Origin of the sequence: Akkermansia biwaensis (assembly GCF_026072915.1) — a bacterium.
GTDB lineage: Bacteria > Verrucomicrobiota > Verrucomicrobiia > Verrucomicrobiales > Akkermansiaceae > Akkermansia > Akkermansia biwaensis.
In genome coordinates this window covers 2,490,428-2,513,000 of sequence record NZ_AP025943.1, presented here as the reverse complement: position 1 = coordinate 2,513,000, position 22,573 = coordinate 2,490,428, and the positions used below count along the sequence as shown (strand labels likewise).

The 22,573-nt window shown below is 61.9% G+C and carries 20 protein-coding genes and 1 CRISPR repeat array; of the genes, 18 read left to right on the top strand and 2 right to left on the bottom strand.

All coding sequences use genetic code 11. The features are described 5' to 3' along the window. From OQH67_RS10350 to OQH67_RS10320, 7 genes are all read left to right on the top strand, one after another. Complete coding sequence (locus OQH67_RS10350) at positions 1-1,755, top strand: phage portal protein family protein (protein ID WP_067982833.1); 1,755 nt, start codon at positions 1-3, stop codon at positions 1,753-1,755. Further along, on the top strand, positions 1,752-3,011 hold the full coding sequence (locus tag OQH67_RS10345; RefSeq protein WP_067573267.1) for a hypothetical protein: 1,260 nt from the start codon (positions 1,752-1,754) through the stop codon (positions 3,009-3,011). Before OQH67_RS10350 ends, OQH67_RS10345 begins: the two co-directional genes overlap by 4 nt. Before the next feature lie 72 nt (positions 3,012-3,083). After that, on the top strand, positions 3,084-3,518 hold the full coding sequence (locus tag OQH67_RS10340; RefSeq protein WP_067573269.1) for a hypothetical protein: 435 nt from the start codon (positions 3,084-3,086) through the stop codon (positions 3,516-3,518). Between the two features lie 33 nt (positions 3,519-3,551). Next, complete coding sequence (locus OQH67_RS10335) at positions 3,552-4,520, top strand: hypothetical protein (protein ID WP_067573271.1); 969 nt, start codon at positions 3,552-3,554, stop codon at positions 4,518-4,520. 73 nt (positions 4,521-4,593) lie between these two features. Then, on the top strand, positions 4,594-5,121 hold the full coding sequence (locus tag OQH67_RS10330; protein WP_067982835.1) for a hypothetical protein: 528 nt from the start codon (positions 4,594-4,596) through the stop codon (positions 5,119-5,121). 50 nt (positions 5,122-5,171) lie between these two features. After that, entirely contained in the window at positions 5,172-5,645 is a 474-nt protein-coding gene (locus OQH67_RS10325) for a phage protein Gp36 family protein (RefSeq protein ID WP_067573275.1), read from the top strand. Between the two features lie 81 nt (positions 5,646-5,726). Further along, positions 5,727-7,103, top strand: coding sequence for a hypothetical protein (locus OQH67_RS10320; RefSeq protein ID WP_067573277.1), 1,377 nt, complete (start codon positions 5,727-5,729; stop codon positions 7,101-7,103). 4 nt (positions 7,104-7,107) lie between these two features. Here the strand turns inward: OQH67_RS10320 and OQH67_RS10315 are convergent, their stop codons facing one another. Further along, entirely contained in the window at positions 7,108-7,341 is a 234-nt protein-coding gene (locus OQH67_RS10315) for a hypothetical protein (protein ID WP_147550270.1), read from the bottom strand. Between the two features lie 20 nt (positions 7,342-7,361). Here OQH67_RS10315 and OQH67_RS10310 point away from each other — a divergent pair, with 20 nt between their 5' ends. From OQH67_RS10310 to OQH67_RS10265, 10 genes are all read left to right on the top strand, one after another. Next, positions 7,362-8,000, top strand: a complete 639-nt coding sequence (locus OQH67_RS10310) for a hypothetical protein (protein WP_067573278.1) — start codon at positions 7,362-7,364, stop codon at positions 7,998-8,000. Positions 8,001-8,087: 87 nt separating this feature from the next. After that, positions 8,088-8,483 (top strand): hypothetical protein, encoded by a 396-nt coding sequence (locus OQH67_RS10305; RefSeq protein WP_147550273.1) that lies wholly within the window; start codon positions 8,088-8,090, stop codon positions 8,481-8,483. 25 nt (positions 8,484-8,508) lie between these two features. Next, on the top strand, positions 8,509-8,724 hold the full coding sequence (locus OQH67_RS10300; RefSeq protein ID WP_067573282.1) for a hypothetical protein: 216 nt from the start codon (positions 8,509-8,511) through the stop codon (positions 8,722-8,724). A 49-nt stretch (positions 8,725-8,773) separates the two neighbouring features. Then, entirely contained in the window at positions 8,774-9,355 is a 582-nt protein-coding gene (locus tag OQH67_RS10295) for a hypothetical protein (RefSeq protein ID WP_067573284.1), read from the top strand. Positions 9,356-9,423: 68 nt separating this feature from the next. Further along, a complete protein-coding gene (locus tag OQH67_RS10290; RefSeq protein ID WP_215436818.1) occupies positions 9,424-11,685 on the top strand; it encodes a hypothetical protein in 2,262 nt (753 codons plus the stop codon). 13 nt (positions 11,686-11,698) lie between these two features. Next, positions 11,699-12,121 (top strand): hypothetical protein, encoded by a 423-nt coding sequence (locus OQH67_RS10285; RefSeq protein ID WP_067951837.1) that lies wholly within the window; start codon positions 11,699-11,701, stop codon positions 12,119-12,121. 84 nt (positions 12,122-12,205) lie between these two features. Next, positions 12,206-12,658, top strand: coding sequence for a hypothetical protein (locus OQH67_RS10280; RefSeq protein ID WP_147549736.1), 453 nt, complete (start codon positions 12,206-12,208; stop codon positions 12,656-12,658). A 780-nt stretch (positions 12,659-13,438) separates the two neighbouring features. Beyond that, the gene (locus tag OQH67_RS10275) at positions 13,439-15,166 is read left to right on the top strand and encodes a coiled-coil domain-containing protein (protein WP_215436813.1); all 1,728 of its coding nucleotides are present in this window, start codon (positions 13,439-13,441) and stop codon (positions 15,164-15,166) included. 21 nt (positions 15,167-15,187) lie between these two features. Beyond that, the gene (locus OQH67_RS10270) at positions 15,188-17,344 is read left to right on the top strand and encodes a hypothetical protein (RefSeq protein ID WP_067573297.1); all 2,157 of its coding nucleotides are present in this window, start codon (positions 15,188-15,190) and stop codon (positions 17,342-17,344) included. 23 nt (positions 17,345-17,367) lie between these two features. Continuing rightward, positions 17,368-18,204 (top strand): glycosyltransferase family 2 protein, encoded by an 837-nt coding sequence (locus OQH67_RS10265; RefSeq protein ID WP_067573299.1) that lies wholly within the window; start codon positions 17,368-17,370, stop codon positions 18,202-18,204. A 93-nt stretch (positions 18,205-18,297) separates the two neighbouring features. Continuing rightward, positions 18,298-18,781: direct repeats of the CRISPR family, unit length 31 nt; unit sequence GTTTCAATCCACGCACCCGTGAGGGTGCGAC. 415 nt (positions 18,782-19,196) lie between these two features. On the opposite strand, the gene OQH67_RS10260 is transcribed toward OQH67_RS10265, so the two are convergent. Then, on the bottom strand, positions 19,197-20,351 hold the full coding sequence (locus tag OQH67_RS10260; RefSeq protein WP_215436810.1) for an acyltransferase: 1,155 nt from the start codon (positions 20,349-20,351) through the stop codon (positions 19,197-19,199). Between the two features lie 584 nt (positions 20,352-20,935). On the opposite strand from OQH67_RS10260, the gene OQH67_RS10255 reads away from it, so the two are divergent. After that, the gene (locus tag OQH67_RS10255; RefSeq protein WP_251828277.1) at positions 20,936-22,558 is read left to right on the top strand and encodes a formate--tetrahydrofolate ligase; all 1,623 of its coding nucleotides are present in this window, start codon (positions 20,936-20,938) and stop codon (positions 22,556-22,558) included. Positions 22,559-22,573 lie beyond the last annotated feature (15 nt).

The following is a 22,573-nucleotide window of genomic DNA, read 5'->3' as shown; positions in this document are numbered from 1 at the left end:
ATGATCAGACGACTCTACAACTACATCCTCCACCGCAAGCCCCATGCAGAGGGCGTGCAGAGGTCGCTCACGACTCCCGACAATCCCTCCCAGGACAGCAGGCCGGGCATGTTTGGATTTTTGCCCTTGTCCGAGCTGGACAAGGAGCGCCGCCGCCAGATTGAGCGCGTCTGCCCGCTGGACTACCTGAGCGTGGACACGGTGCGCCGCTGCCTGCAGGAGTGCCAGCTGGGAGCCTATGCTGAGCAGCAGTGGATCTGGGAGCAGATGGAGCAATACGATCCGATGCTGCTGACCTGCCTCACCAAGAGGGACGACGCTCTGGACAAGTACGACTGGTCCATCACCGTCAAGCCCGATCTGGACGACCGCGACAGCCTGCTGGCTGAGGCTCAGCAGCGCACCATTACCGACCTCTGCAACGCCATCGTCAACATGGACGAGGCCATCACCGCCTTGTCCCAGGCGTCCCGCCGCCACTACAAATTCTTGCAACCTTACGCCGACAGCGATGGGCTGCATCTGCTGCCTATCGACAACTGGCTGATGTGCCGGGACGGCTACCGTGGGGCATGGGGCTACAACCCCAACGCCCAGTTTGGCCGTTACCGGGGTGAGACTTTGCCCGTCCCGTTGGACGACCTCATCCTGCGCCTGCATCCCCGGCCCATCGACATGCCAGCCCAGATGCTGGTACTCAACCGCAGCACCACACTTGCCCAGTGGGACGTCTTCTTGGAGCATCTGGGCACTCCTCCGGCGTTTTTTGTCCTCCCGGCGGATTGCTCGGAGGACCTGCGCCAGCTATACATTCAGGCGGCGGCCAGGATGCTGTCCGCCGCCACCGGCGTCATCGACCATGGTGCCGACATCAAGTCCGTCCCTGTGTCCCAGACGAGCGTCGACCTGTTTGACCGCCGCTACAAGGTAGCCACCGAGGAGATCGCCATGCTGACCACGGCCGGCAAGCTGACCGTGATGACCGAGTCGGGCTCCGGCACGCTGGCGGGGGGAGCCCAGGCCGACGGGTTTGCCGACTGGGCGGCGGGCGAATCGTCCTCCATCGCCACCGTGCTGACGGCCCAGCTGGTCAACCGGGTGCTCGACGAGTACCACCCCGGCCAGCCGCACCTGGTGGAATTCACGCTCTCGTGCGTGGACAAGACCACGCCGGACAAGGAGATTGCCAACGCGGCCGCCCTGCGCGCCGCCGGCTACGACATCGACGACGCCGAGGTCAGCGAGCGCACCGGCTGGCAGGTGACTGCCGGGGTATCCTCCTCCCAGCTCTACGCCATCAAGGCCGCCGGCTACGTGCCCCAGCAGCAGACCATGGAGGGTGTCGTCAAGATGCCCCTGCAGCCCGCCCCCCAGGAGACGCCCTACACGCTCAACTCCCGCCGCCGCGACGCCCTCACCACCCTGGCTCTGCACCGCAGCACCACGCTCTGGGAGCCGGCCCGCCGCCGGCTGGAGGAGGTGGTCGCCCACCGTCTCCGGGACATCGACGAGCGCCTGGAGCGGGTCACGCTGGAGCTGCTGCCCCTCTCCCCGGAGGAGCAGGCCCAGCTGGCCCTGATGCTGCAGGTGCCCGGAGAGGAGGAGATCGTCTCCACGGCACTCCAGATTGCCCGACGCCTCCAGGTGGCCCGTGACGAGGGGAGACGCCGCGCGGCGGCCATTGACCCGTCTCTTGCCACATCCACCCCTGCACGACCCCTGCACGGCGCAAATTCAGCCAAATCCGATATATGAGCAGCTACCGAGACAGATACATTGCCCGCGGCATCCCCCCATTTGACCCCTCCTCCTGCGCTCCGTACCCCGTCGGACAGGTCCCGCAGGCCGGCTGGTACCTGATTGAGCCGGCCGGCACCTACACCATCCCGGTGCCCGACACCTCCATCGCCCCGGACAAGCGCTGGGACGTGGACGAGGTCATCGACGAGGCAGCCCTGCAGGATATCTGCGAGTCCTATGACCCCGCCGTCAACGGCGGCAACGGCATCCAGGTCAACAACGACCACCTCTACCTGCGCACGACCGGCGACAACCCGGCCCTGGGCTGGTGCAAGGCTCTGGACTACGGGCAAGTAGATGGCCGCCTCTACCAGGCCGCCTACATCGCCTGGGTGGACGACGCCCACCGCGACCTTAACCAGGGCAAGTACTGGGCCTACAGCACCGAGTACAAGCTGGCCGACTACCAACAGGCATACAAGGACGGCTACAGACCGACGCGCCTGTCCGGCCTGGCCGTCACCAACAACCCGGACCACGAGGCCCAGCCGGGCATCATCCGCCAATCCGCTGCCGGCGACGTGGTCGTCCACAGCCGCAGCATGAGCATCTCTCATCACCACAATAACATGAGTACACAACAACGACACCAACGGGTCCTGCACTCCGAGGGCACCGCCCCCGGAGATGAGGACAAGAACAAGGTCAACGATACCAACACCAACTCCGACAATCCCCCTCCGTCCAACACGGAGGAGGAAAAGAAGAAGGAAGAGGCGGCCGATACGACTAACACCAACAACGACGACAACGACGAAACCAACTGCAACTCCGAGGACGAGGGCTGGCTTGGCATCTGCAACGAGATTGCCAAGGTGCTCAACCTCTCCGAGACCGCAACAGGCGACGACATCCTCAAGGCCGTCACCGACCTCAAGACGGACTTTGACTTGCTCAAGCAGCAGGCCGCCGAGTCCGGCTCCGCCACCCAGGCCCACAGCAAGGCTCCCCTCACGCGCCAGCTGCACAACAACCAGGGCGGCCGGCGCATGGACAGCAAGATCACTCCCGCCGGAGTAGTCACCCACCGCACGCCGGAGGGCAAGGCCGTCCAGATCCCGCAGAGCGACGTCGATCTGGTGGCCCATTGCCGCAAGGCGGTGGACGCCGAGGTAACCAAGCACGGCCGTGCCCTGACCCCCGGCGAGTACGATCGCGCCTGGTCCAGGGCGGCCGAGGAATTCGCCGGGCGGCGGCGAGGTAACAGTTAACAGGTAATAGTTAACAGTATCGTTACCATCCATCAATAACTATTAACTCTTAACCATTAACTATTAAATAACATGATTATCAAGCAGACTCCCGTGCTGCGCCGCGACTGGCCGGCCGGCACCACCGGCACCGACAAGAGCGAGGGCAAATTCGCCAAGCTCTCCGCAGACGGCAAGACCATGTCCCTGGTGACCTCCGCCACCGACATCCCCGATGGTGTTGTCAGCAACCCTGACGGACGCGACGGAGCCGACGGCAACGGCGGCGACCTGATCCTCCAGTCCCATCCGGGCATCGTCCAGGCGCGCCTCAACGAGACGCCCGGCACGATTGAGACCGGCACCGACTTGGCGCTGTGCGCCGATGCCACCGTCAAGGCGGCCACCGGCGCAGCCGGCGAGGTTGTCGTGGCCAGGTCCCTGGCCCCCAATACCAGCGGCCAGGGCGACTGCCTCCACGAGGTCATCCTCGTCGCCCGTCCGGCCGCCACTGCCGCCAAGGCCTAACTATTAACTCTTACCTATTAATTATTACATAGCATGAGTACATCCGCAACCTACGCCGTCAACCTGCCGCTGACCAACTACATTGTCGGCTGGTACGGCACCCAGACCCACGACCCGGCTCGCTTTCTCGCGCCGGGAGTCAAGGCCCCCGGCCTGCTGACCACCTACAAGCGCTACCTGCGACAGGACGCGTTTGCCACATCCGACACCCGCCGCCCCATGTACGACTCGCCCCGTACCATCGACATCCGTGGCGAGGACGTCCCGGTGATGCTGGAGGAGCACGTCCTCAAGATCGGCATTGACGACCGCGAGCTGCTCGGAGCGGTGGACGAGGAGGTCTACCGCAACAGCCTGCGCCAGTCCAAGACCCGCGCGCTGGCACGGCACATGCTCATCTCCCACAACAAGGAGGTGTTTGACTACGCCAACAGCGTCATCCCCGGCATCACGTCGGTGGATGGCATCACGGAGGCCAATAAGTGGAGCGACCGCTCCAAGCCCGTGGTCAGCATCCTGACCAGTCTCATCAACAAATTCGCCGTCAACAACGGCGTCTACCCCAACCGCATCCTGACCACACGCGACATCTGGGCGGACATCCAGGCCAACACGGAGGTCCAGTCCATGATGGGTGAGATGGGCCGCAAGGTCCTCACGCCGGAGACGCTCCTGGAGCTCATCGGCCTGCAGGGCGACGACATCCCGCCGGTCAAGGTCATGCGCACCATCGCCTCCTACAATCCGGGAGGAGTGGGCGGAGCAGAGGTGGACAACGTCAACGTCGTGGGCAACAACATCTACCTGTTTTACGCTGACGACAACCCGTCCCTGGATGACATCTCCGCGCTCAAGACCCTTAACCTCGCGGGAGATGACATGTACAGCACGGTGGAGACCTACCGCGACGAGGACATCTCCACGGAGTGGCTGCGCGTGCGCGGCCATCACAAGGTGGTGTTTGCCGCCCCGTCGGCCATGATGCGCATGCAGATTGCCTGATGCGGTTTTTCCGCCGCCTCCGGGCGGCGGAAAACAAAGACAAAATACTAACGACCAAAGACTAAATATTATTATGGCAATCGTCCAATCAACCAAGACCAACAAGGCCGCCGCTCCTCAGGCTCCCGCCCAGGAGATGACCCCCACCAATACCGACCAGGACCAGACCACGCCGCCCGTGGAGGATACCGCTGCCGAGGTATCCACACCGGAGCCTGCAGCCGGTCCCGCCCGTCAACCTGCCGTAGAGCCCTCCGCTCCCGCCGCCAAGGGTGACAGTGACTGCCCGGCGACAGGGGACGATCCCGGCCGCAACATGACCACTCACGAGTATGATGCCCTGCATGGCTCCGCCAAGACCCTGGAGCCATACGCAGCCTCCTTGCGTCCCATCCAGGACGGCCTGACTCCCAGACAGGAGATCACAGCCATCATCGCCGGGGGAGTGATCAGCGGCATCCTGGCCCGGACCAAGCCCTACGAGATGCTCGACCTGCGCAAGGCTGCCGAGGCCATCGGCATGTGTGACACGCTCGTCGATATGATCCTGCACCTCGACGATCCCGCCCCGGTGGGAGATGAGTTAACAGGTAATAGTTAACAGGTAACAGTATAAGACTATTAACTAATCACTATTAACTATTAACTGATATGCTCCACTGGATCACATTGACGGCGGACATGCTCACGGAGGTCATCGACCGCGCCGAGCTGGAGGCCATCACGGCCGCCGACACGAAGGGCACCGTCGTGCCCGGCATCATCCAGGACGTGACGGCAGCCGTGCGCGAGGCCATCGCGGGCAACGCCGCCAATGTGATGGACCTGCAGAGCGACACCACCATCCCGCGCACGCTCAAGCCGGAGGCCCTGGACATGATCGCCTGGCGTCTGCTCAAGCGGTTTGCGGTCTCGGTCTCCGAGGACCGGGATAAGGCCAACACAGCCGCCCACGAGCGGCTGGAGGCCGTCCGGGCCGGCACCCACCGGGTGATCGCTCCGGACGGCCGCATGCCCGTGCCTCCCGGCAAGCGTCCCTACGTCCAGGGACCGCGTCCCGCCTACGGCTCCGGAGCGCCGGGGTTGTTCCCGTCCCCTGGACGGGGGCGCGGGAACAAATACTAAAGACGATGCCCCTGACGGGGCAAAGATCAAAGACAAAAACATTTAGTAATTTATAAATCCATGCCAAGTCCCTCAGAGTTGATGCAATCCAAGGTCACGGTGCCTGCTGCCGGCATGTCGTCGGCAGACTGGGACGGCGTGGATCCGGACATCCGGGAGCGCTCCTACTGGACAGCCAGGGAGGGGTGTTATGCCCGCGTGCAGGGATTTAGGGATCGCTCCCAGGGGATCGTGGATGGCAATCTGTCCGAGGCCGACGCTCTGCGCGAGGTCCGCGCGATGCTGCGTGCCACCGGCTACCGTCCGGAGCCGGGCACGGAGGGCACCATCCAGGACCTCAACTCTGATGCCCGCCAGCGCCTGATCCTGGATACCAACGTAGCCATGGTTCAGGGCAAGGCCTACCGGGACTCCATGATGGGGTCGATTGCTTACCCGGCCCAGCGCCTGGTGCGCGAGCGCTACAGCCGACAGCCCAGGGACTGGGCCGCCCGCTGGAGGGAGGCGGCCGCCGCCGTCAACTACGAGGGCGTGGCCACCGACGGCTCCCACATTGCACTACTGACCTCGCCCATCTGGCGCAAGCTCAGCCGGTTTGACCTGCCGTACCCGCCCTATGACTATAATAGTGGGATGGGAGTGGATCCGGTCGATTACGAGGAGGCTCAGCGCCACGGCCTGGTTATCCCGGAGGCGACGATTGAGGGGATGGATAACGAGTCGCTCAACGCCAGCCTGGAGGCGTCCGTCGCCAGGATGGACGGCGACCTGCAGCAGGCATTTGCCAGAGCGTTGGCGGATTGTGTGGAGGTGGAGGGAGACCGCGTCTACTACACCGACCCCAACGGCACACGCCCGGTACACTGGAGCGAGGCCGGGCGTGTGATCTGCGGGCAGCGCCCTCCCGTCATCCCGGACACCCAGGCCCGCGCCGTCGTCAAATTTGTGGAGGACCAGCGCAAATTTGACCGGGCGCAGCGCGGCGTCCAGGGTTACGCCACCCAGGAGGAGTGGGACGCCCTCTACGATGCCGTCAACCGCATCAGGCCCACCGACGTCCGGGAGAGCGGCACGCTCTACCGGGGCATGTCCATCGACTCTAACAACGCCGACCAATTCCTGGATCGTATCAAGCGCGACGGCTACCAGGCATTACCCACCAAGATGGTGGACAGCTGGTCGCGCACGGAGGAGACGGCGCAGCGGTTTGCGGCCGGCGGCAAGCCGGGCAACGAGAGGATCATCCTGGTCAACGAGGACTACCGCTCCGGCCACCGCATCGACACCATCGTCCGCACTCTCCAGGAGCAGAGGCGGCTCGTCAACAAGACCGACCAGCATCCCCATACCAATGAGAGCGAGGTGCTGATCATGCAGGGCGTGCGCCACAGAGTCAACAAGATCGTCCGGGGGAGGGACGGTACACCCACCTACGTCTATGTCAGCGAGCAGCAATAACAGATCAACCCTTACGCCGGAGATGGCGGTTCTGGCGGCCGTTGCCATTGCGGCCGCCTACAAACGGTCTGGCCGGCTGCCAGCCCTGGGCTCGTGCCCGGCTTTCCCAGTCGGACGCCTCCGGCCGGGCAGTGGTGGCTGCAGCATCGCGCGGTCTGGCCAGCTCCTTGAGCCACCAGCGCAGGTCGCGGTTACTGATCTTGCCGTCCATCCCACTCATGTCCCTCTTATGCCTCAACCCTTAACCGATGTCAACTCATGATCAAGCTCCACGTCGATGTGATAGGCCTCAACCGGCTCCCCCTGGCTCCAGCCATCCGCACGGAGATGGTGGCCGACGTGGCCAGGGCCGCCCGCCAGGCGGTGCGGGATAGTTTCCAAGGCATGGTCGACCGCACCCAGTCCCAGGGATTCTGGGGCGCGGCCAAGCGATCGGTCAATCCTCCCGTCATCCGGGACAACAAGGCCACCATTGATATCACCCACATCGGCGTGCGCCTGCAGTGGCTGGGCGGCACCGTCAAGCCCTCCGGCCGCAAGTCGGAGGTGACCGGCCGCCGCATCAAGAGCCTGCTCATCCCGTTCAGGGATTCCCCCTTGCGCCGGCGCTCCCTGGCCAGCCTCCACATCCCGGAGGATGAGGTCATGGTGCTGGGCGACGTCGATACCGGCAGCGCCATCCTGGCCCGCGTCAAGCAGCGCAAGCGCCGCAATAAGGACGGCCACTACCAGGACGTCACACCGCTTGGTGCCCTGGTCAAGTCCGCTACCATCCCGGCCCATCCGGAGGTGATGCCCTCCCGCGAGCAGATGCGCGAGTATGCCGTGCACGCCGCCACCCTGGTCCTCAACCGCCTCCTGGCCCAGGCCGACGACAACTCAACACTCAACTCTTAACTCTCTAATCTCCACACAATGGACAAGGATTACAAGCTCGCCGAGCATCTCATCGCCCACCTGCAGCAGGACGAGGTCCTGGCCGCCATGGTGTGCCCCACCGTGTGGGACGACCAGGACCAGGTGGATGCCATCAACCGCTCGGCCATCGGCCAGCCCGGCAGCGTGGCCGTCACGCCGGCCGGCTACGTGCCCCTCCTGGAGATGGGCGTCGATGCGCCGATGGTGCGCATGCACGCCGTGCTGGCCGTGAGCTGCTTTGCCCGGACAGCCGGGATGCCCGGAGGCATGCCGCCTCTGCGCTGTCTGTCCGGCATGGTCGGGCAGGCGCTGCATGCCGTGCGCCTGTGGGACCCGGTTGTCGACCGCGTCTGCTACGACATGCCCTCCGTAGCCTCTGTCGAGGACTACGACATGACCAAGAGCAAGCTCACCGGCTACCGGGGCCGCGCCGTCATCCTGTACGCCCCCGTCAATTTTTGATCATCCTTACCCACAACATACAACCATGGCTAAGACCAATACCACAACCAACAACACAGATACGACCAGCCCAACTCCGCAGGCTCCCGCCCAGCAGGAGGCGCTGGTGTTAGTCCGCGTGACCAGGACGGGCACGCTCATCAACGGCGCTTATGGGCGAGCAGGAGCAGTCACCAGAGTCACGGCCGCTCAGGCCAAAGCCCTGGAGGAGGCCAAGCTGGCCGTCCGCATCGGCGTATAACCGCCAACACCATCAACTATTAACCATTAACTATTAACTAATCACTAACATGTCTAGAATTATCATCCCCGGCCTGATCATCGGCTCCCTGGTGCACATCGCCAAATTCGGAGCCGCCATCGGCACTGGCGACCAGGCCAAGACCGTGTCTGCAGACTGGCTGCCCGTCCCTCCAACCGACGAGGCCCCCGGTCCCTGGCTCTACATGGGCAAGATCCGCACCAGCAACCCTCAGATTGAGCCCAAGACATCCGAGATTGAGGGCACCAACAAGGGCGGCACCTACGAGACCGAGGAGATGCTGTTAACCACCAAGCGCAAATTCCTGTTCTCGTCCAATTACATCACCCCTGAATTCTTGCAATTGTCCTTTGGACTCCGCGAGGACTGGGGCACCGAGCAGGTGGTCTTTGACTCCGGCTCTCCGCAGATCGACGTCTACGTCTACACCGAGTGGACCGACGCCTATCGAGACGGAGCCAAGATCATGAGCGCCTGCATGCAGGGACGCCTGCGCCTGGTCAACCCGGCCAAGGCGGCCTCGGATCCGGCTCTGGCCGAATTCGAGCTCTCGGTCGTCCACAACCAGCTCTGCAAGCTCACGCCCGACGCTGACTATTCGGTCGTTTAAGCGCCACTTCCTCCCGGCGTCATCGCCGGGAGGATCCACTCTCAACTCACCACCCTCCACACTGATATATGGATATCCTCATTGACCTGGCCACCATGGCCGTCATGCTCCCCTCCGGCGTGCCGCTCACCGACCTGTCCCTGGTGCGCGGGGACAAGCTGCCTCTGCGCGTCTCCCTGCTCGACGATGGCACGCCCGTCACTCCCTCCGGCACACGGCCGGCCCTGGCCGTCAAGACCGCCCTGGGCGACGACACCCTGGTACTGGCCGCCACCAATCTGGAGCCGGTCGATGACGCCCTGGGTGCGGCCTATGTCGGCAGTCTGTCGGTCAACACGACCCAGCTGGTTGCGGCCATGGGGAGTGCCGAGAGCATCGACCTGGTCGGAGAGCTGGTCCTCATGGCCGGAGACGGATCCCAGCGCACCTCGTCGCTGATCAGAGTGGCAGTGCGCCAGGATATCATGCCGGCAGACGTCGTCCCTCCGGAGGACGTCGTCGCCAACTGGGAGGAGATGGTGGCCGCATCCCTGGCCGCCCAGCTGCCGGATGTACTGGACGGCGCTCTGCAAGAGCGCGGCATGCACGTGGACCCCGTTACCGGATCGTCCACCCTTACCACCGGAGAGGCCGAGACTCCCACGGTCATGGCCTGCTACGCAATGGAGTGGGGAGACGAGCTGCTGGCCGGCCACTTGACCGATCAATGCCGCCTGCGCAGCGTGACCATGACCTATTACACAGACACGGGATTGCTTGATCATCACTGGCTGCGCATCTGGCGGTTGGAGAGCGACAAGTATGTCGTGGCCGGGGTAGCTCCCGCCGTAGCTCTCCCTGCCAATAACCAGCCCATGACCTGGGATTTTACACCCGGCGTCCCTCTGCGGCGGGGGGACAAGATCATGCTGGAGATATGTGCCGGCCCGGACGCGGATCATCTGACCACTCACGAGCTGGGCGTCCATGCCGTCATCACGGCGGCCAAGGATGGCCGGGGCATCGCCTCCGCCGTCAGTTATCCGCCCGTCATCACGCAAGCCACCATAGCCCCCGTGCTGTCCGTCACGGTTGATTACGACGACGGAGTGATGGTGGGTGGTACGGAGCTTGCCACCGCCGCCCAGATGCAGGGGCTGGGCAATGATGTCCGTACAGCCTCCGCAGACGCCCAGGCTGCGGCTACGGCGGCCACCACGGCCCGCAACCAGGCGCAGACGGCGGCCACCAATGCGGGGACATCCGCCACCAGCGCGGCCAGTTCCGCCACCGCGGCCCAGCAGGCCCTGGCCGCCATCCCGCAGGTGGATGCTGAAGGCAACATGACGCTGGCCGGAGGGATTGCTCTTTCCGCTGGGCAAAAAATTACATTGAGTAACGGAGGAGCAACGATTTACGCCAGCTCAAACAGTGCCGTTGTCCATGTTTCTGCGCTTGCTTCCTCCGGGGAAATATCCGGCAATGTCGTTAATTGCAACAGGGTTGCCGCCTCTACTCTGTCCATCACCACGGCGGCTACTTTTGGAGGCACGATCAATGCCAACGGGGGGATTAATATTCCGGTAGCGCCATCCACTGACACGGAGGCGGCCAGATACAGGGAGGTGCGTCTGCTTCACGAGATGGAGTTTTCCGCGTTGCGTACCTATTTCAATTCTTCCAATCCTTTTTCCTGGGGAATACTTGTGGACCGGTTTTGGTGGGCTGCCGGGCGAGACAACATGCCGGCATGGACTGTGGTCACGGCTGATTTTAATATGATCAATCTCGACAATAACAATTCAGCTTACGACGGCTTGACCAGTTGTTATTTCCCAATGTCCTGCGGCCTGGGATATGGCCGGTGCTTTGATTCGATCGCCATAGGCAATACTTCTTTCAATGCGGATTACGCGAGCCTGGATGATGATCCCTTTGCCACGCCCGCAGGTTACATGCGATACTGGGTCGATATACAGATAGGCCGTCCGGCCAATGGCCAATGTGCCGTGTCTGTCCGCATGTCCCGGTGGGATAATGCGTCCAGTACTGCCGTCAATACCACCCACCAGTGTTCCGTGCCCGACAGCCTTGCCTTGCGGGGAGTGGCTTTGTCCATGACGAGTAAGCATTCCGGTGTCTGGCTGGTTGGGTTTGATAAAAGCGCCGGGCGTCTTGTTTCCTACAAGGTTTTGCCGGAGACATTTACGTTGGATTCTTATAACAGAGCGATGTCCAGCAGGCTGTCACTGGCAAAGACAGCGGGACATTGTTCTGTCGGGGTTCATGCACCCAATTATTATGGAGGAACTGTCCTAGGCGAATGGTGCGATTTGATACAAATAAATTAACCGATTAACAGTTATGGATAATACCCAAATACAGATACAGTTTCCTTCGCCCGGGGCGTGGGAGGAGTTCACGATGACGGCCGTGTTTCCCGATAAGGATGGATTTGTGCAGTCCCGACGCTATACGCAGGACGACATACCCGCCGATCAGGCCCCGGCATTACAATCCGTGGTGGCCGCGCTGGTAGGGCTGGCCGAGCCTTGGCAGGCGTCCCAGGTGTGGGCGCATCTGATGACGGCGACGATCTACAGTGAGGATGATCCTTACACCCCCACCGGGCAACGGGACGAGGTTGCGCTTGATGTCGAGGCCGTCCATGCGGAAACCGGAGGGCGCAGGATATTTACGGTTTATGACTACCCGGATTTTATCATCACGGATGACGAGGCTGTGGCGTTTTTCAAGCACTTCACTTCTGATGTTCTCCACTCTTAACTCTCAACCCTCCACTCTCATCACGCCATGCACTACCTCTCCCTCGACACGGTCATCTACCGCCCGGCCGGCCTGCAGGACATCGTGCTGTGCCAGTACGACGACGTCATGGCGGAGCTGGTGAGCGTCAAGCCCTCCATCCAGATCCAGCGAGAGGGTGTGATTGGCAGCCCCTGGATGCACCAGGCCGCGCGCGGCAACGCCTCCCTGCAGATGACCCTGACGGTGGTCAGGGCCTGGGCGACGTTTGCCCGCGCCCAGGCATGGGGGTTGGACCTGCAGGAGACTCTCACCCTCCACCCGGAGGGTACGGTTACCTGGTTGTCCTGCTACCACCAGCGGCGGCCGTCACGCACCAGGACCTACCACGCCACGGTGGATCTCGTCCAGCCTCTGCCGCTCACCAGCGATCACGACTTGGGACCGGACGGACCGCGCCTCGGCCGCCGCCCGGAGGATATCCGGCTGCCGGACACCGAGGGCAAGGCATGGGCGGCCGTCCAGTTATCCCTCACCCTGACGGGAGAGATATCTTAACCACTATTAACTCTTAACTCATCACTATTAACTAACATGGCAGACAAGGATTACAAGGTACAGGTAGGCGTGGAGGCTACGGCCAACACGGGAGCGCTGGACAAGGTCAACAAGGGGCTGGATAGCCTGCGCCAGACGGCCCGGCAGGTCAACGACGAGCTAGGCCGGGAGGAGACAATCGACAACCTGGAGGAGGTGGCGGATGCCGCCGAGGATACCGCTGAGGCTATCGACAAGACAACCGACTCTGCAGAGGGTCTGCAGGGGGCCGTCAGCCAGGTCGGACAGCAGGCCAGGACCACCGGCAACGACGTCGCCCAGGCCGGGGACAAGGGGGCGGCGTCTCTCAACAAGATGGGGCGCAGCGCCAGGCAGACGCAGTCGTCCCTGGTGGCCCTGCGCGGCAGGATGATGGCGACGTTCAACGTCGTTAATGAGCTGGAGTCTTTCTACAACCGTGGCAAGGCCATCGGCCAGTGGATCCTGGACTCTTGGGACAAGGTAATCGAGGGCGTGGACAAGGCCGCCGTCAAGCGGGCGCGGGAGCTCAAGGACCGTCTGGCTACCGAGGCCGCCGAGCGCGAGCAGGCCTATACCGATGCGCTGACCAACGCCAAGCGCGAGCGCATCTACGACGAGGAGCAGCGCAGGATCACGGCCATTAACGAGCTCTACTCCCAGCGCATCCAGCTCATCGGCCAGCTGGCCGCCAACCGCACGGCGGAGGTGGACCACGTGGAGGCTCTCCGGCTCAAGGAGCTGGAGCTGCAACGCACGATCGTGCGTACCCGCGAGATCAGGGGTGAGATCACCCAGGAGACGGCCGCCGCCCTGATGGCCGACCTGGATGCCTCCGAGGCCAGGGGTGCGGCCAAGTCCCGCGAGGACCGCCAGCAGATCATGCTGGAGGCGGCTATCCAGGCCCGCGACGAGACCGCCAGGCAGGTGGCCCGGATCAAGGCCGAACAAGAACAGGCGGCCAAGTCGCCTTATGCTGGGGTCACTCCGGAGGAGTATCGCCAATACAAGAGGGATGTAGAGGATTATCACCATCGGGAGCGCACCCAACAGAGGATGCAAGACATTGCAAGGCTTGAGCAGGAGCTGCAAGATGCCATAGCCCTGCGCACCAGCAAGGGACTCAGCGATCCCCGTGTAGCCAGAGATACTCAGGATAAGATAGATAAGACAATGGAGCGTCTCCAGCAGTATAAGGACCTTGCTCAATACATTGCCGACGCAGACGCTAAGGTAGAGGCTATAGAGGCTTACTACCGCAGCAGTAATCCTCTGGTCCACTACGATCAGGACAACGCCGGCAGTATGCAGATGACTGAGGACATCTCCAATGCCATCAAGGACCAAGATAAGAGTGAGACGACCCGCAAGGAGCGCCTCAAAACTGCCGAGGACCAGCTCAAGCTGGACGAGGCCAACGTCTCCACCCAACAGCAGCTCCTGCAGTACCAGCGGGAGATCAACGCCAGGGAGGCTGTCATCGCCGCCGCCAAGGCGGACCAGGCCAGCGCCGTGGCTGCAGATGAGCGTCGGCAAAAGGACCTCGCCGAGCTGGCCAGCCAGCGCAAGGGCGTCCAGGAGCGCTGGCGCAGGCGCTACGATCAACTCACTGACGGCCAGGATTACAAGGATCATGAGACGCCCGGACTCAAGCGGTTGCTTAAGGAGGGGCAGCACATGGCCGATGCCGGCTACATGTCCGAGCAGGACTCCGCACGCCTGAGCCAGTTGCGCGACGAGGCGCTCAAGGGCCTGCCCAAGGAGCTGGCCGCCAAGGTCAAGTGGATGATGGACGACATGATCAAGGGTTACTCCAAGGCGGCGGCCGGAGAGCGCAACCTGATGACTCCCCTGGAGCGCAAGGATCTGGAGGCTCAGCGATACAAGGGCAAGCTGGACGGATTGTCCGACATCCTCCCCAGTCTCCCCAAGGATGGAGCCGCCGCCAAGATTGTGGACATCCTCAAGGATGTCGCCAAGTATGGCGTACTCAACGACGCTACGATCAAGCAGCTCCAGTCCCTGACGATGCGTATCGACCAGGACGACGAGGCGGGCATGCGCGTGGTCAGGCTGGTCAAGGAGCTGGTCCATGGAGAGCTGGGCCGCATTCTGACGGCCATGTCCCGGCCTCAGCCGGCCAATCCCGCCAGGCCGGCACGGCCCCGGCGCGTCACTCCGGAGGGCCGCGACCTGGACGCCGAGGAGGAGATGCGCGCGCGCATCCGCGCCGGCGCACAGGCTCCGCAGCCTCCTCCACAGCCTGTCCCTGCGGCAGGCCAGGACGCCAGCGCCATGGTCAGCGAGTTTACCCGGCAGATGCTTGGGCAGGGCAACGCCACGGGCCGCATCCTGGATGTGATGCAGCAGTTTCTTGCCGTCGCCCGGCAGGCGGCGGACAAGTCGGCACGGCACAATGAGCGCCTCAGCAAGATTGAGCAGGAGGTCTCCGGCTTATTGTCCCGCGAGCGCTACAGCCGCCACCGCTAACCCATCTGTCGCATCACCGCCATGAGAGTCATTGAGATCACGGGCAAGGCCATCAAGGGTGCCTCCTGCAACTGGAGCAATTTTGGCCCGCTCAAATTCACCTGGCAACAGCTGGCGCGCGACCAGGACGAGCCGGCACCCTATGCCTACATGGATCAAGTGCGCGTGGTGTGGGACGCCGTGACGGTGATGGAGGGGACCATCCGCAAGTGCGCCCTGGAGCAGTCCGGCAATGCCTGGCGGTGGTCCATTGAGGCGTGCGACATCCTCCAGCCCCTGGAGGGGGCGCTGTGTTTCAGCCCATCCGGAGGGTTGAGGGGGGCGCTTAATGCCAACATATCCGGAGGCAGCGCCGAGAGCGTGCCCCGCCGGGTGGGCATTGCCGCCACCCTCAAGGCGGTGCTGGAGGATGCCCGCAAGCACGGCCTCCTCTCTGCCGACGTGGGCATCGACGTGTCCGTGTCCGCCTCCGCCTGGATGTGGGATACGGCGCTCTCCTGCGACATGTATGCCGGCGTGCTGCGCAAGGTGTTGGCCAGCCGTCCCGGCATGGTGTGCCGGGTGGATTATACGGGAGACGCCCCCGTGATCAGGGTGGCCGACGGGGCCGATCTGCCCGTGACCACCCTGGACCGAGTGAGAGACAGGCTCTCCAGTATCAAGCTCACCCCCCGGCCGGACCTGGTCCCCCCGGCCGTGGGCGTCGTGCTGACTGCCGGCAATCAGGCTTACCAGTCCCAGGTCTGGCCACGCGGGGCGTCCCTGCACCAGGAGGGATGCGTAACTGTTCAGGTGGCCGTCAGTCCGGACAGCCCGGATGATGACGAGCCGCAAGGTTCCGAGTCCCCGGTGTGGGATTTTACCAAGCCTGTTGTCGAGGTGACAGGGCACAAACTGCCCACCAACGATGTGGAGGGAGCCATCTACTGGCGGCGCAAGATACCCCAGCTTGCCACCTTGACGGCCGCGCGGTATGGGAGGATCAAGAAATCCGTAATAGCCGGCGTTGACGGATCCACCCAGAGCAATTATTCCACTGACGACTCCGCTCAGCGTTACGAGCATGTGAGCGGTCAGCTGAGCGAGAGCTGCAATACCATCAAGTGGTGTTATGTGGAGCTCAAGCAATATGTATACATGGACGCCAAGCCCCCCAAGGGCTGCGAGATGCTGTTCCCGCACACCAAGCAAGTCAACGGTGTGACCAGATACTACCATTGGATGACATGGAGGGGGCGCACCATCAACACCATGCACCGCAAGTACCGGGCCAGCAAGTCAGGGGATGCCGGGGCTGACGGGGGAGGAGAGCCGCCCATCAGCGGAGGCGGTACGCCGCCGGCCGGTCAGGCGTGGCCGGATTACACCTCCATCCTGCGGGATTATTACGAGGTCACCCGCGACGTCCCCGTAGAGGGCAGCGTCACCGCCCTGCGGGCCGTGTCGCCCGCCATCCTGGTGGGCAGCAGGCTGGCCATCACCGGATCCCGGCGCGAGTACCGCGACATGGCCACCGTCGTGCAGAGCGTCAGCGTTGATCTGGACGGAGAGAGCACGGCGGTCACCACTGGCGTGCCGGCGCATTTGTCTCTGCAGGACATGATTGATCGCATGCGGCAGATAGCCGACGACCAGCAGGCGCTGGACGACCAGGACCAAGTGGACGGCCCGGTCCAGACGCTGCAGTACGACAGCGAGGCTTACAAGTCTCCGCCCGCGCCCACCCTGGGACCGGAGGGGGAGATCGTGTGGTCGGCAGCCCCGGAGCAGCCTCCGATTTATGGTCTGCAGGTAATCCTTGACTGGGATGACGATAACGCCAATGTGACCGGCGCGCGGATGCGCCGGGGCAAGCTGATGCTGCAGGGCGTCTACATCAGCCAGACGCCGGGAGATAACAGCGGCTGGTACACGATGACCGGCTTTACGGCCGGCGAGATATGGCTGGACGTCAAATTTAACGCCAAGGGCAAGCTGACCGGCACGTCTATCGCCTATGAGCAGGGGCCGGTCAACCCCCTCCGGCTCCAGGACGAGGAGCCGGACGAGTCGGAGGAGTTTTTTTACTCCTTCCACGTTGCGACGGTGCAGGACAAGGTAGTGTACCAGCATATGCTGGGCACTATTCAGATACCGGTCAATTACGGCACTTTTTACCCCTACGGGCCGGCTGTTTAATTTTTCACTCTATATATAACAGTATGATCAGGATTTTTGTTTTTTCATATTCCGGAGACGCCGCCGAGGCAGTGGCCTGCGTGCGCTGTGTCCGGATGGCCGTACCCTACGCCAGCGTCACGGTAGTGGACGATGCGGCCAGTCCGGTGCAGGAGGATACCGCCGCTGCTCTCCGGAGCATAGGCGCGGATTACGTGCAGTCATCATGGGATCGACAGGGTAACCTGCGCGGGCCTGCCTGCATCCGGGGTATGCTCTCGGAGATGTGCCGAGAGGCGGAGGACGACGACATCGTCGTCAAGATTGATTGCGATACGGCCCTCCTGGATGACGGCTGGCTGCGCTGGATGGATGCCCATCCGGCATGCCCGATGTATGCCTCCGGGGATTTTGTGGCAGGAGCGTGGCGGATTTATGGCTGCCTGTACGCATTGAGGGGATGGATGGCCAGACGGCTCTACCGGGAGATGGATTGGACGCTGCTGGATGATTTAGCGCCGGAGGATGTGACCATCGGCCGTGAGGTGCTGGCCAGGGTGCCGGCAACAGTGTGCCGCATCGAGGAGCCGTGGAGGCAGCGCAGCCCCTGGAGCGAGTGGACGGCCTGGTGCTGGCCCAGCCGGACAGCGAGCGCCGAGAGTTATGCGGCCAGGTTTGCAATGGTAACCACCGGCAGCCCTCGCCAGGATCACCAGCCGGCCAGCGAGCGGGCCAGGGTGATGCACCTGCTGGCCGACGCCAGGGCGGCCATGCTGCAGGACGGTGTGACCAGGGAGGATGACGAGGCGGTGGATTGGGGCGGCCTGATGGCCGCTTGCAGAGGCGATGCAGGAGCCCTGCACACCCCCTGCCCGGAGTAGGCAGGGACGGCTAAATTGATCAGATACCTGTCGTCAATTGATCAGATGTCATGGCGCGTTACACAGGGGCTTGGGCTCGTTGGTCGCCCCGATGTTTCAATCCACGCACCCGTGAGGGTGCGACCCCGCTCCTGCGGCGCAGGGCGGCATTGCGGAAGTTTCAATCCACGCACCCGTGAGGGTGCGACATGTACATCACGGGAATCATGCCCGACGATTGCCTGTTTCAATCCACGCACCCGTGAGGGTGCGACCTGGGGCATGTAACCGCCCTTGCACCGGCGGATGTTTCAATCCACGCACCCGTGAGGGTGCGACCCCATGGAAGCGGCGATGCCCAGGCAATACGTAGTTTCAATCCACGCACCCGTGAGGGTGCGACTCACCCGCAGCGGCTCGGTCAGGCAGTCCTTTCCGTTTCAATCCACGCACCCGTGAGGGTGCGACCTTCATTCCGTCAAGCTATCCGGCGGCGGACGGGTTTCAATCCACGCACCCGTGAGGGTGCGACCTCTGTGAGGCTCGTGCTTTCCTGGGAGTGTTGGAGTTTCAATCCACGCACCCGTGAGGGTGCGACGGCGGGGGAGCTTACAAATTGATCATTAATTGCACAAATAATGATTTGCGCCAACCTGCCATATCAATCTGCAAGTACCCACGCCTTAAAAAATGATCATTACTGTCAATCTAACATCCCCAACAGGTTACAAAAAGCGCCGACTTTCCGGGAATTTTCTGTGTGCTTGGGGTTGGCGCCGGGAACCACGGATGCCGATTCTTCTCTTCAAAAGAGATGCCTCATCCGGACAACCGGTGCCTGCACGTGATGCGTATTTATAATAAAATGACCACGACGATTCGTCCAGCAACTTTCCTCAAACCACACCGCAGCCTTTGCTGTCCCCCACGGAAAAAAGCCTTTCCGAACAAAAAACGCTGCGGAACAGTTTCACTCGTTCCGCAGCGTCCGTGCAAACAAATATCCGGATCTTTTACATGATGCTCTTGCGCGTCCACCTGTTGAGGTTCAGCAGCCAGACAAGGAAGAGCGAAACGGCGGACGCTAGGCAGGCCATCAACGGAATTTTCACGCAGGCGGGAAGACCCGTCCAACCAAGGAAGTCAATAGCATCATAGGCGCACTGCACAAAGAAGAAGTGGCACAGGTACACGCCGAAGGTCAGGGCGGCTATCCGGGACAATGCCGGGCTGGTTTTAATCCGGAGTTTGCTCACTATGGCGAAGATGGCAAAGGTCATCATGAACACGTTAATGCCGGAGAAGTACCACAGAATCTCCAGCTTGGAATACTGGCCGGGGAAATGCTTCTGCGTTTCCAGAAAGCCGAAGAAGGTAATGGCAAATCCGGCCAGGAACAGGGGGAGCGTGATGGACAGTGTCTTTTTCCAGTTCCAGTTCAGGGGATACTTCATCAAATAATGGGCAAGGACCATGTACCCCATGAAGCCCGCGAAGTTGTAAAACATGCCGTACGGGTTCCAGTCGCAGATGCCCAGAATCCCCATATTGCCGTAATTGCCCTCATACCCCAGCGTCGGAGCCAGCATCTGGACGTACGGCAGGACCATGCTGAATATCCAGATTCCCAGAAAAATCTTCACGTCCTTCCTTTTGGCCTGGGTCAGCCACGCGCTCATGATGGGCATGAAGAGGTACAGGCCTACGAGCATGTACACGTACCAGAGGGGAGTGGTATCATAATTGAAATTGAAAATAAAGGTGTACAGCTTATCGACCGTGGCGCTCCAGGTGTAAGTGTCCATCACGATGTTGGGGCTGGCCGTCTGCACGCCCGCGGCAAAGTAGAGGAAGTAAAACAGGGGAAGCGCCAGGGACCACACGACCAGCGGAATCAGAATCCTCTTGAGCCGGCGTGAATAGAAAGCGCCCATTTCCATCGTCACGGGAAAAAGCAGGACGCCGGAAATCATCGCAAACAAAGGAACACAGGGTCGTACGAGGCTGCCGATGAAGACGCCCGACTTAAAGTCAAAACTGCCGTCAAAGCTCCCTACGAAGGGATCGCAGCAATGGGCCAGCACGACGAGGAAGCAGGCCAGGATGCGCAGAAAATCTACCCAGGCGATGTGACCGCCTCCGGCATTCAATGGTTGGTTGGTACTCATGGTGGTGGAGGGATAAGCGCCGCCCGTCATCGTCGCAGGCGTTCGGAAACTATACCCGTTTCCCCGGCTTATTCTATCATAAAATGGAAAAAGGACTTTCCTCTCTCCAAAAACGAGCAGACCGTTTCAACAGCCTTAAAGCAAAGACACAAAGTTTGCATGCAACCTACGCTCCCTTGCAGCAACCCAGCCGGCAACCGTTTTCTTCCTGGTTTTCCACGGAAAAATCATGATGAACCTGCCTTTCGACGGAAAAACTCCGGACCTTTTCCGCCTTTCTCCCGCTCGTCCTCCTTCCCTCTTTTTCCTGCAGAAACCGGCAAGAAACTTTCCCTACGCCTGCCTCCATTTTTCAAAAATAATGCCGCCGTTATCCGGTGCCCTCTTCCGTTTTCTGTTCCCGTGCTCCGGTCCCTTCATCCCGCAGGATGAAACAATCCCTCCGGTTGATTGCCGTCGTCCTCTCCGTCCGTTGCTCGGCCTACGCCGTCCCTCCCCACCGGCTGTAAAAAACGGCCCGGATTCCTCTCTCCACAGTCCACGAACTTCTTGCAAAAGCCCCATACTTCCGTCATCATACGCACATGGTCATTCCCGCATTCTCCGATTGTGTCAGCAAGCTGGGCGTCGATGAAAACGACGTCATTCCTTTTGGCCGCAACAAGGCCAAAATTCCCTTGAAGGTGCTCGACAAGACCGCCACTCCCGCCAAGCTCATCCTAGTATCCGCCATCACCCCCACCCCCTCCGGAGAAGGAAAAACCACCGTGTCCATCGGTCTGGCACAGGGGCTCCAGGCCATCGGCAAGAAAGCCTGCCTCGCGCTCCGCCAGCCTTCCATGGGCCCCGTCTTCGGCCGCAAGGGCGGCGCCACCGGCGGCGGACAAAGCTCCCTGACGCCGATGGAGGAAATCAACATGCACTTTACGGGGGACTTCCACGCCATCACCTCCGCGCACAACCTCATCAGCGCCATCATTGACAACGCCATGTTCTTCCACACACTGAACATCGACGAACGCAAAGTCACGTGGAAACGCGTGATGGACATGAACGACCGCGCCCTGCGCTCCATCATCGTGGGCCTCAACAGGCAGGGATTCCCGCGGGAAACAGGGTTCGACATCACCCCGGCTTCTGAAATCATGGCATGCCTGTGCCTGGCTACGTCCTACAAGGACATGGAGAATCGCATCAACCGCATCGTTATCGGCTTCACGGCGGACGACAAACCCGTTTTCGCCAAGGAACTGGGCATTACCGGCTCCGTCATGGCCCTGCTGAAAGACGCCCTGATGCCGAACCTGGTCCAGAGCGTGGAAGGCGTGCCCTGCTTCCTGCACGGCGGCCCATTCGCCAACATCGCCCACGGCTGCAACTCCGTGCTGGCTACGAAAATGGCTCTCCACTTCGGTGACTATGCCGTGACGGAAGCCGGATTCGCCTTTGATCTGGGTGCGGAAAAATTTTTGGATATCAAATGCCGCCAGTCCGGCCTGAATCCCGCGGCCATCGTCATCGTCGCCACGGCCCGCGCCCTGAAAATGCACGGAGGAACCGCCCTGGCGGATCTGAAAAACACGGACGTGGCCGCCCTGAAAAAGGGCTTGGCAAACCTAGACGCCCATCTGGACGCCGCCGCCCACTACAAGCGCCCCGTGGTCGTGGCCGTCAACAAATTCTTTGATGACTCCCAGGAGGAACTGGACGCCATCATGGAGCACTGCGCGGAACGCGGCATCCCCTGCGCCATTGCGGACATCTTTTCCCGCGGAGGGGAAGGCGGGAAGGAACTGGCCCAAATCGTGGTAGAAGCGGCAGACCGTCCTTCCCCGCCCTTCAAGCCCCTGTATGAATCTGCCCTACCCGTGGAGGAAAAACTCAATATCATCGCCCGCAGCATTTACGGAGCGGACGGCGTGGAACTGACGCCTGCGGCCAAAAAAAAGCTGGCCCAGTTTGAAGCCAGCCGTCTAACGGACCTCCCCATCTGCATGGCAAAAACCCAGAACTCTCTTTCCGACAACGGCAGGCTGCGTGGCCGCCCCACCGGATTCACCGTCACCGTGCGCGACTTTGAAATCGCCAACGGGGCCGGATTCCTGGTAGCCCTCTGCGGGGAAATCATGCGCATGCCCGCCCTGCCCGTCTCCCCGAATGCCATGCACATCTATCTGGACAACAAAGGCAACGTCCAGGGGCTGTAAACGGTCCAAGAAAAA

What these genes read in the sequence shown, in the direction of transcription:
- OQH67_RS10285 (WP_067951837.1), top strand. Translation starts at nt 11,699, where the DNA reads ATGGATAATACCCAAATACAGATACAGTTTCCTTCGCCCGGGGCGTGG.
- OQH67_RS10345 (WP_067573267.1), top strand. Translation starts at nt 1,752, where the DNA reads ATGAGCAGCTACCGAGACAGATACATTGCCCGCGGCATCCCCCCATTT.
- OQH67_RS10260 (WP_215436810.1), bottom strand. Translation starts at nt 20,351, where the DNA reads ATGAGTACCAACCAACCATTGAATGCCGGAGGCGGTCACATCGCCTGG.
- OQH67_RS10255 (WP_251828277.1), top strand. Translation starts at nt 20,936, where the DNA reads ATGGTCATTCCCGCATTCTCCGATTGTGTCAGCAAGCTGGGCGTCGAT.
- OQH67_RS10290 (WP_215436818.1), top strand. Translation starts at nt 9,424, where the DNA reads ATGGATATCCTCATTGACCTGGCCACCATGGCCGTCATGCTCCCCTCC.
- OQH67_RS10300 (WP_067573282.1), top strand. Translation starts at nt 8,509, where the DNA reads ATGGCTAAGACCAATACCACAACCAACAACACAGATACGACCAGCCCA.
- OQH67_RS10340 (WP_067573269.1), top strand. Translation starts at nt 3,084, where the DNA reads ATGATTATCAAGCAGACTCCCGTGCTGCGCCGCGACTGGCCGGCCGGC.
- OQH67_RS10295 (WP_067573284.1), top strand. Translation starts at nt 8,774, where the DNA reads ATGTCTAGAATTATCATCCCCGGCCTGATCATCGGCTCCCTGGTGCAC.
- OQH67_RS10350 (WP_067982833.1), top strand. Translation starts at nt 1, where the DNA reads ATGATCAGACGACTCTACAACTACATCCTCCACCGCAAGCCCCATGCA.
- OQH67_RS10310 (WP_067573278.1), top strand. Translation starts at nt 7,362, where the DNA reads ATGATCAAGCTCCACGTCGATGTGATAGGCCTCAACCGGCTCCCCCTG.
- OQH67_RS10305 (WP_147550273.1), top strand. Translation starts at nt 8,088, where the DNA reads ATGGTGTGCCCCACCGTGTGGGACGACCAGGACCAGGTGGATGCCATC.
- OQH67_RS10330 (WP_067982835.1), top strand. Translation starts at nt 4,594, where the DNA reads ATGGCAATCGTCCAATCAACCAAGACCAACAAGGCCGCCGCTCCTCAG.
- OQH67_RS10265 (WP_067573299.1), top strand. Translation starts at nt 17,368, where the DNA reads ATGATCAGGATTTTTGTTTTTTCATATTCCGGAGACGCCGCCGAGGCA.
- OQH67_RS10320 (WP_067573277.1), top strand. Translation starts at nt 5,727, where the DNA reads ATGCAATCCAAGGTCACGGTGCCTGCTGCCGGCATGTCGTCGGCAGAC.
- OQH67_RS10325 (WP_067573275.1), top strand. Translation starts at nt 5,172, where the DNA reads ATGCTCCACTGGATCACATTGACGGCGGACATGCTCACGGAGGTCATC.
- OQH67_RS10335 (WP_067573271.1), top strand. Translation starts at nt 3,552, where the DNA reads ATGAGTACATCCGCAACCTACGCCGTCAACCTGCCGCTGACCAACTAC.
- OQH67_RS10270 (WP_067573297.1), top strand. Translation starts at nt 15,188, where the DNA reads ATGAGAGTCATTGAGATCACGGGCAAGGCCATCAAGGGTGCCTCCTGC.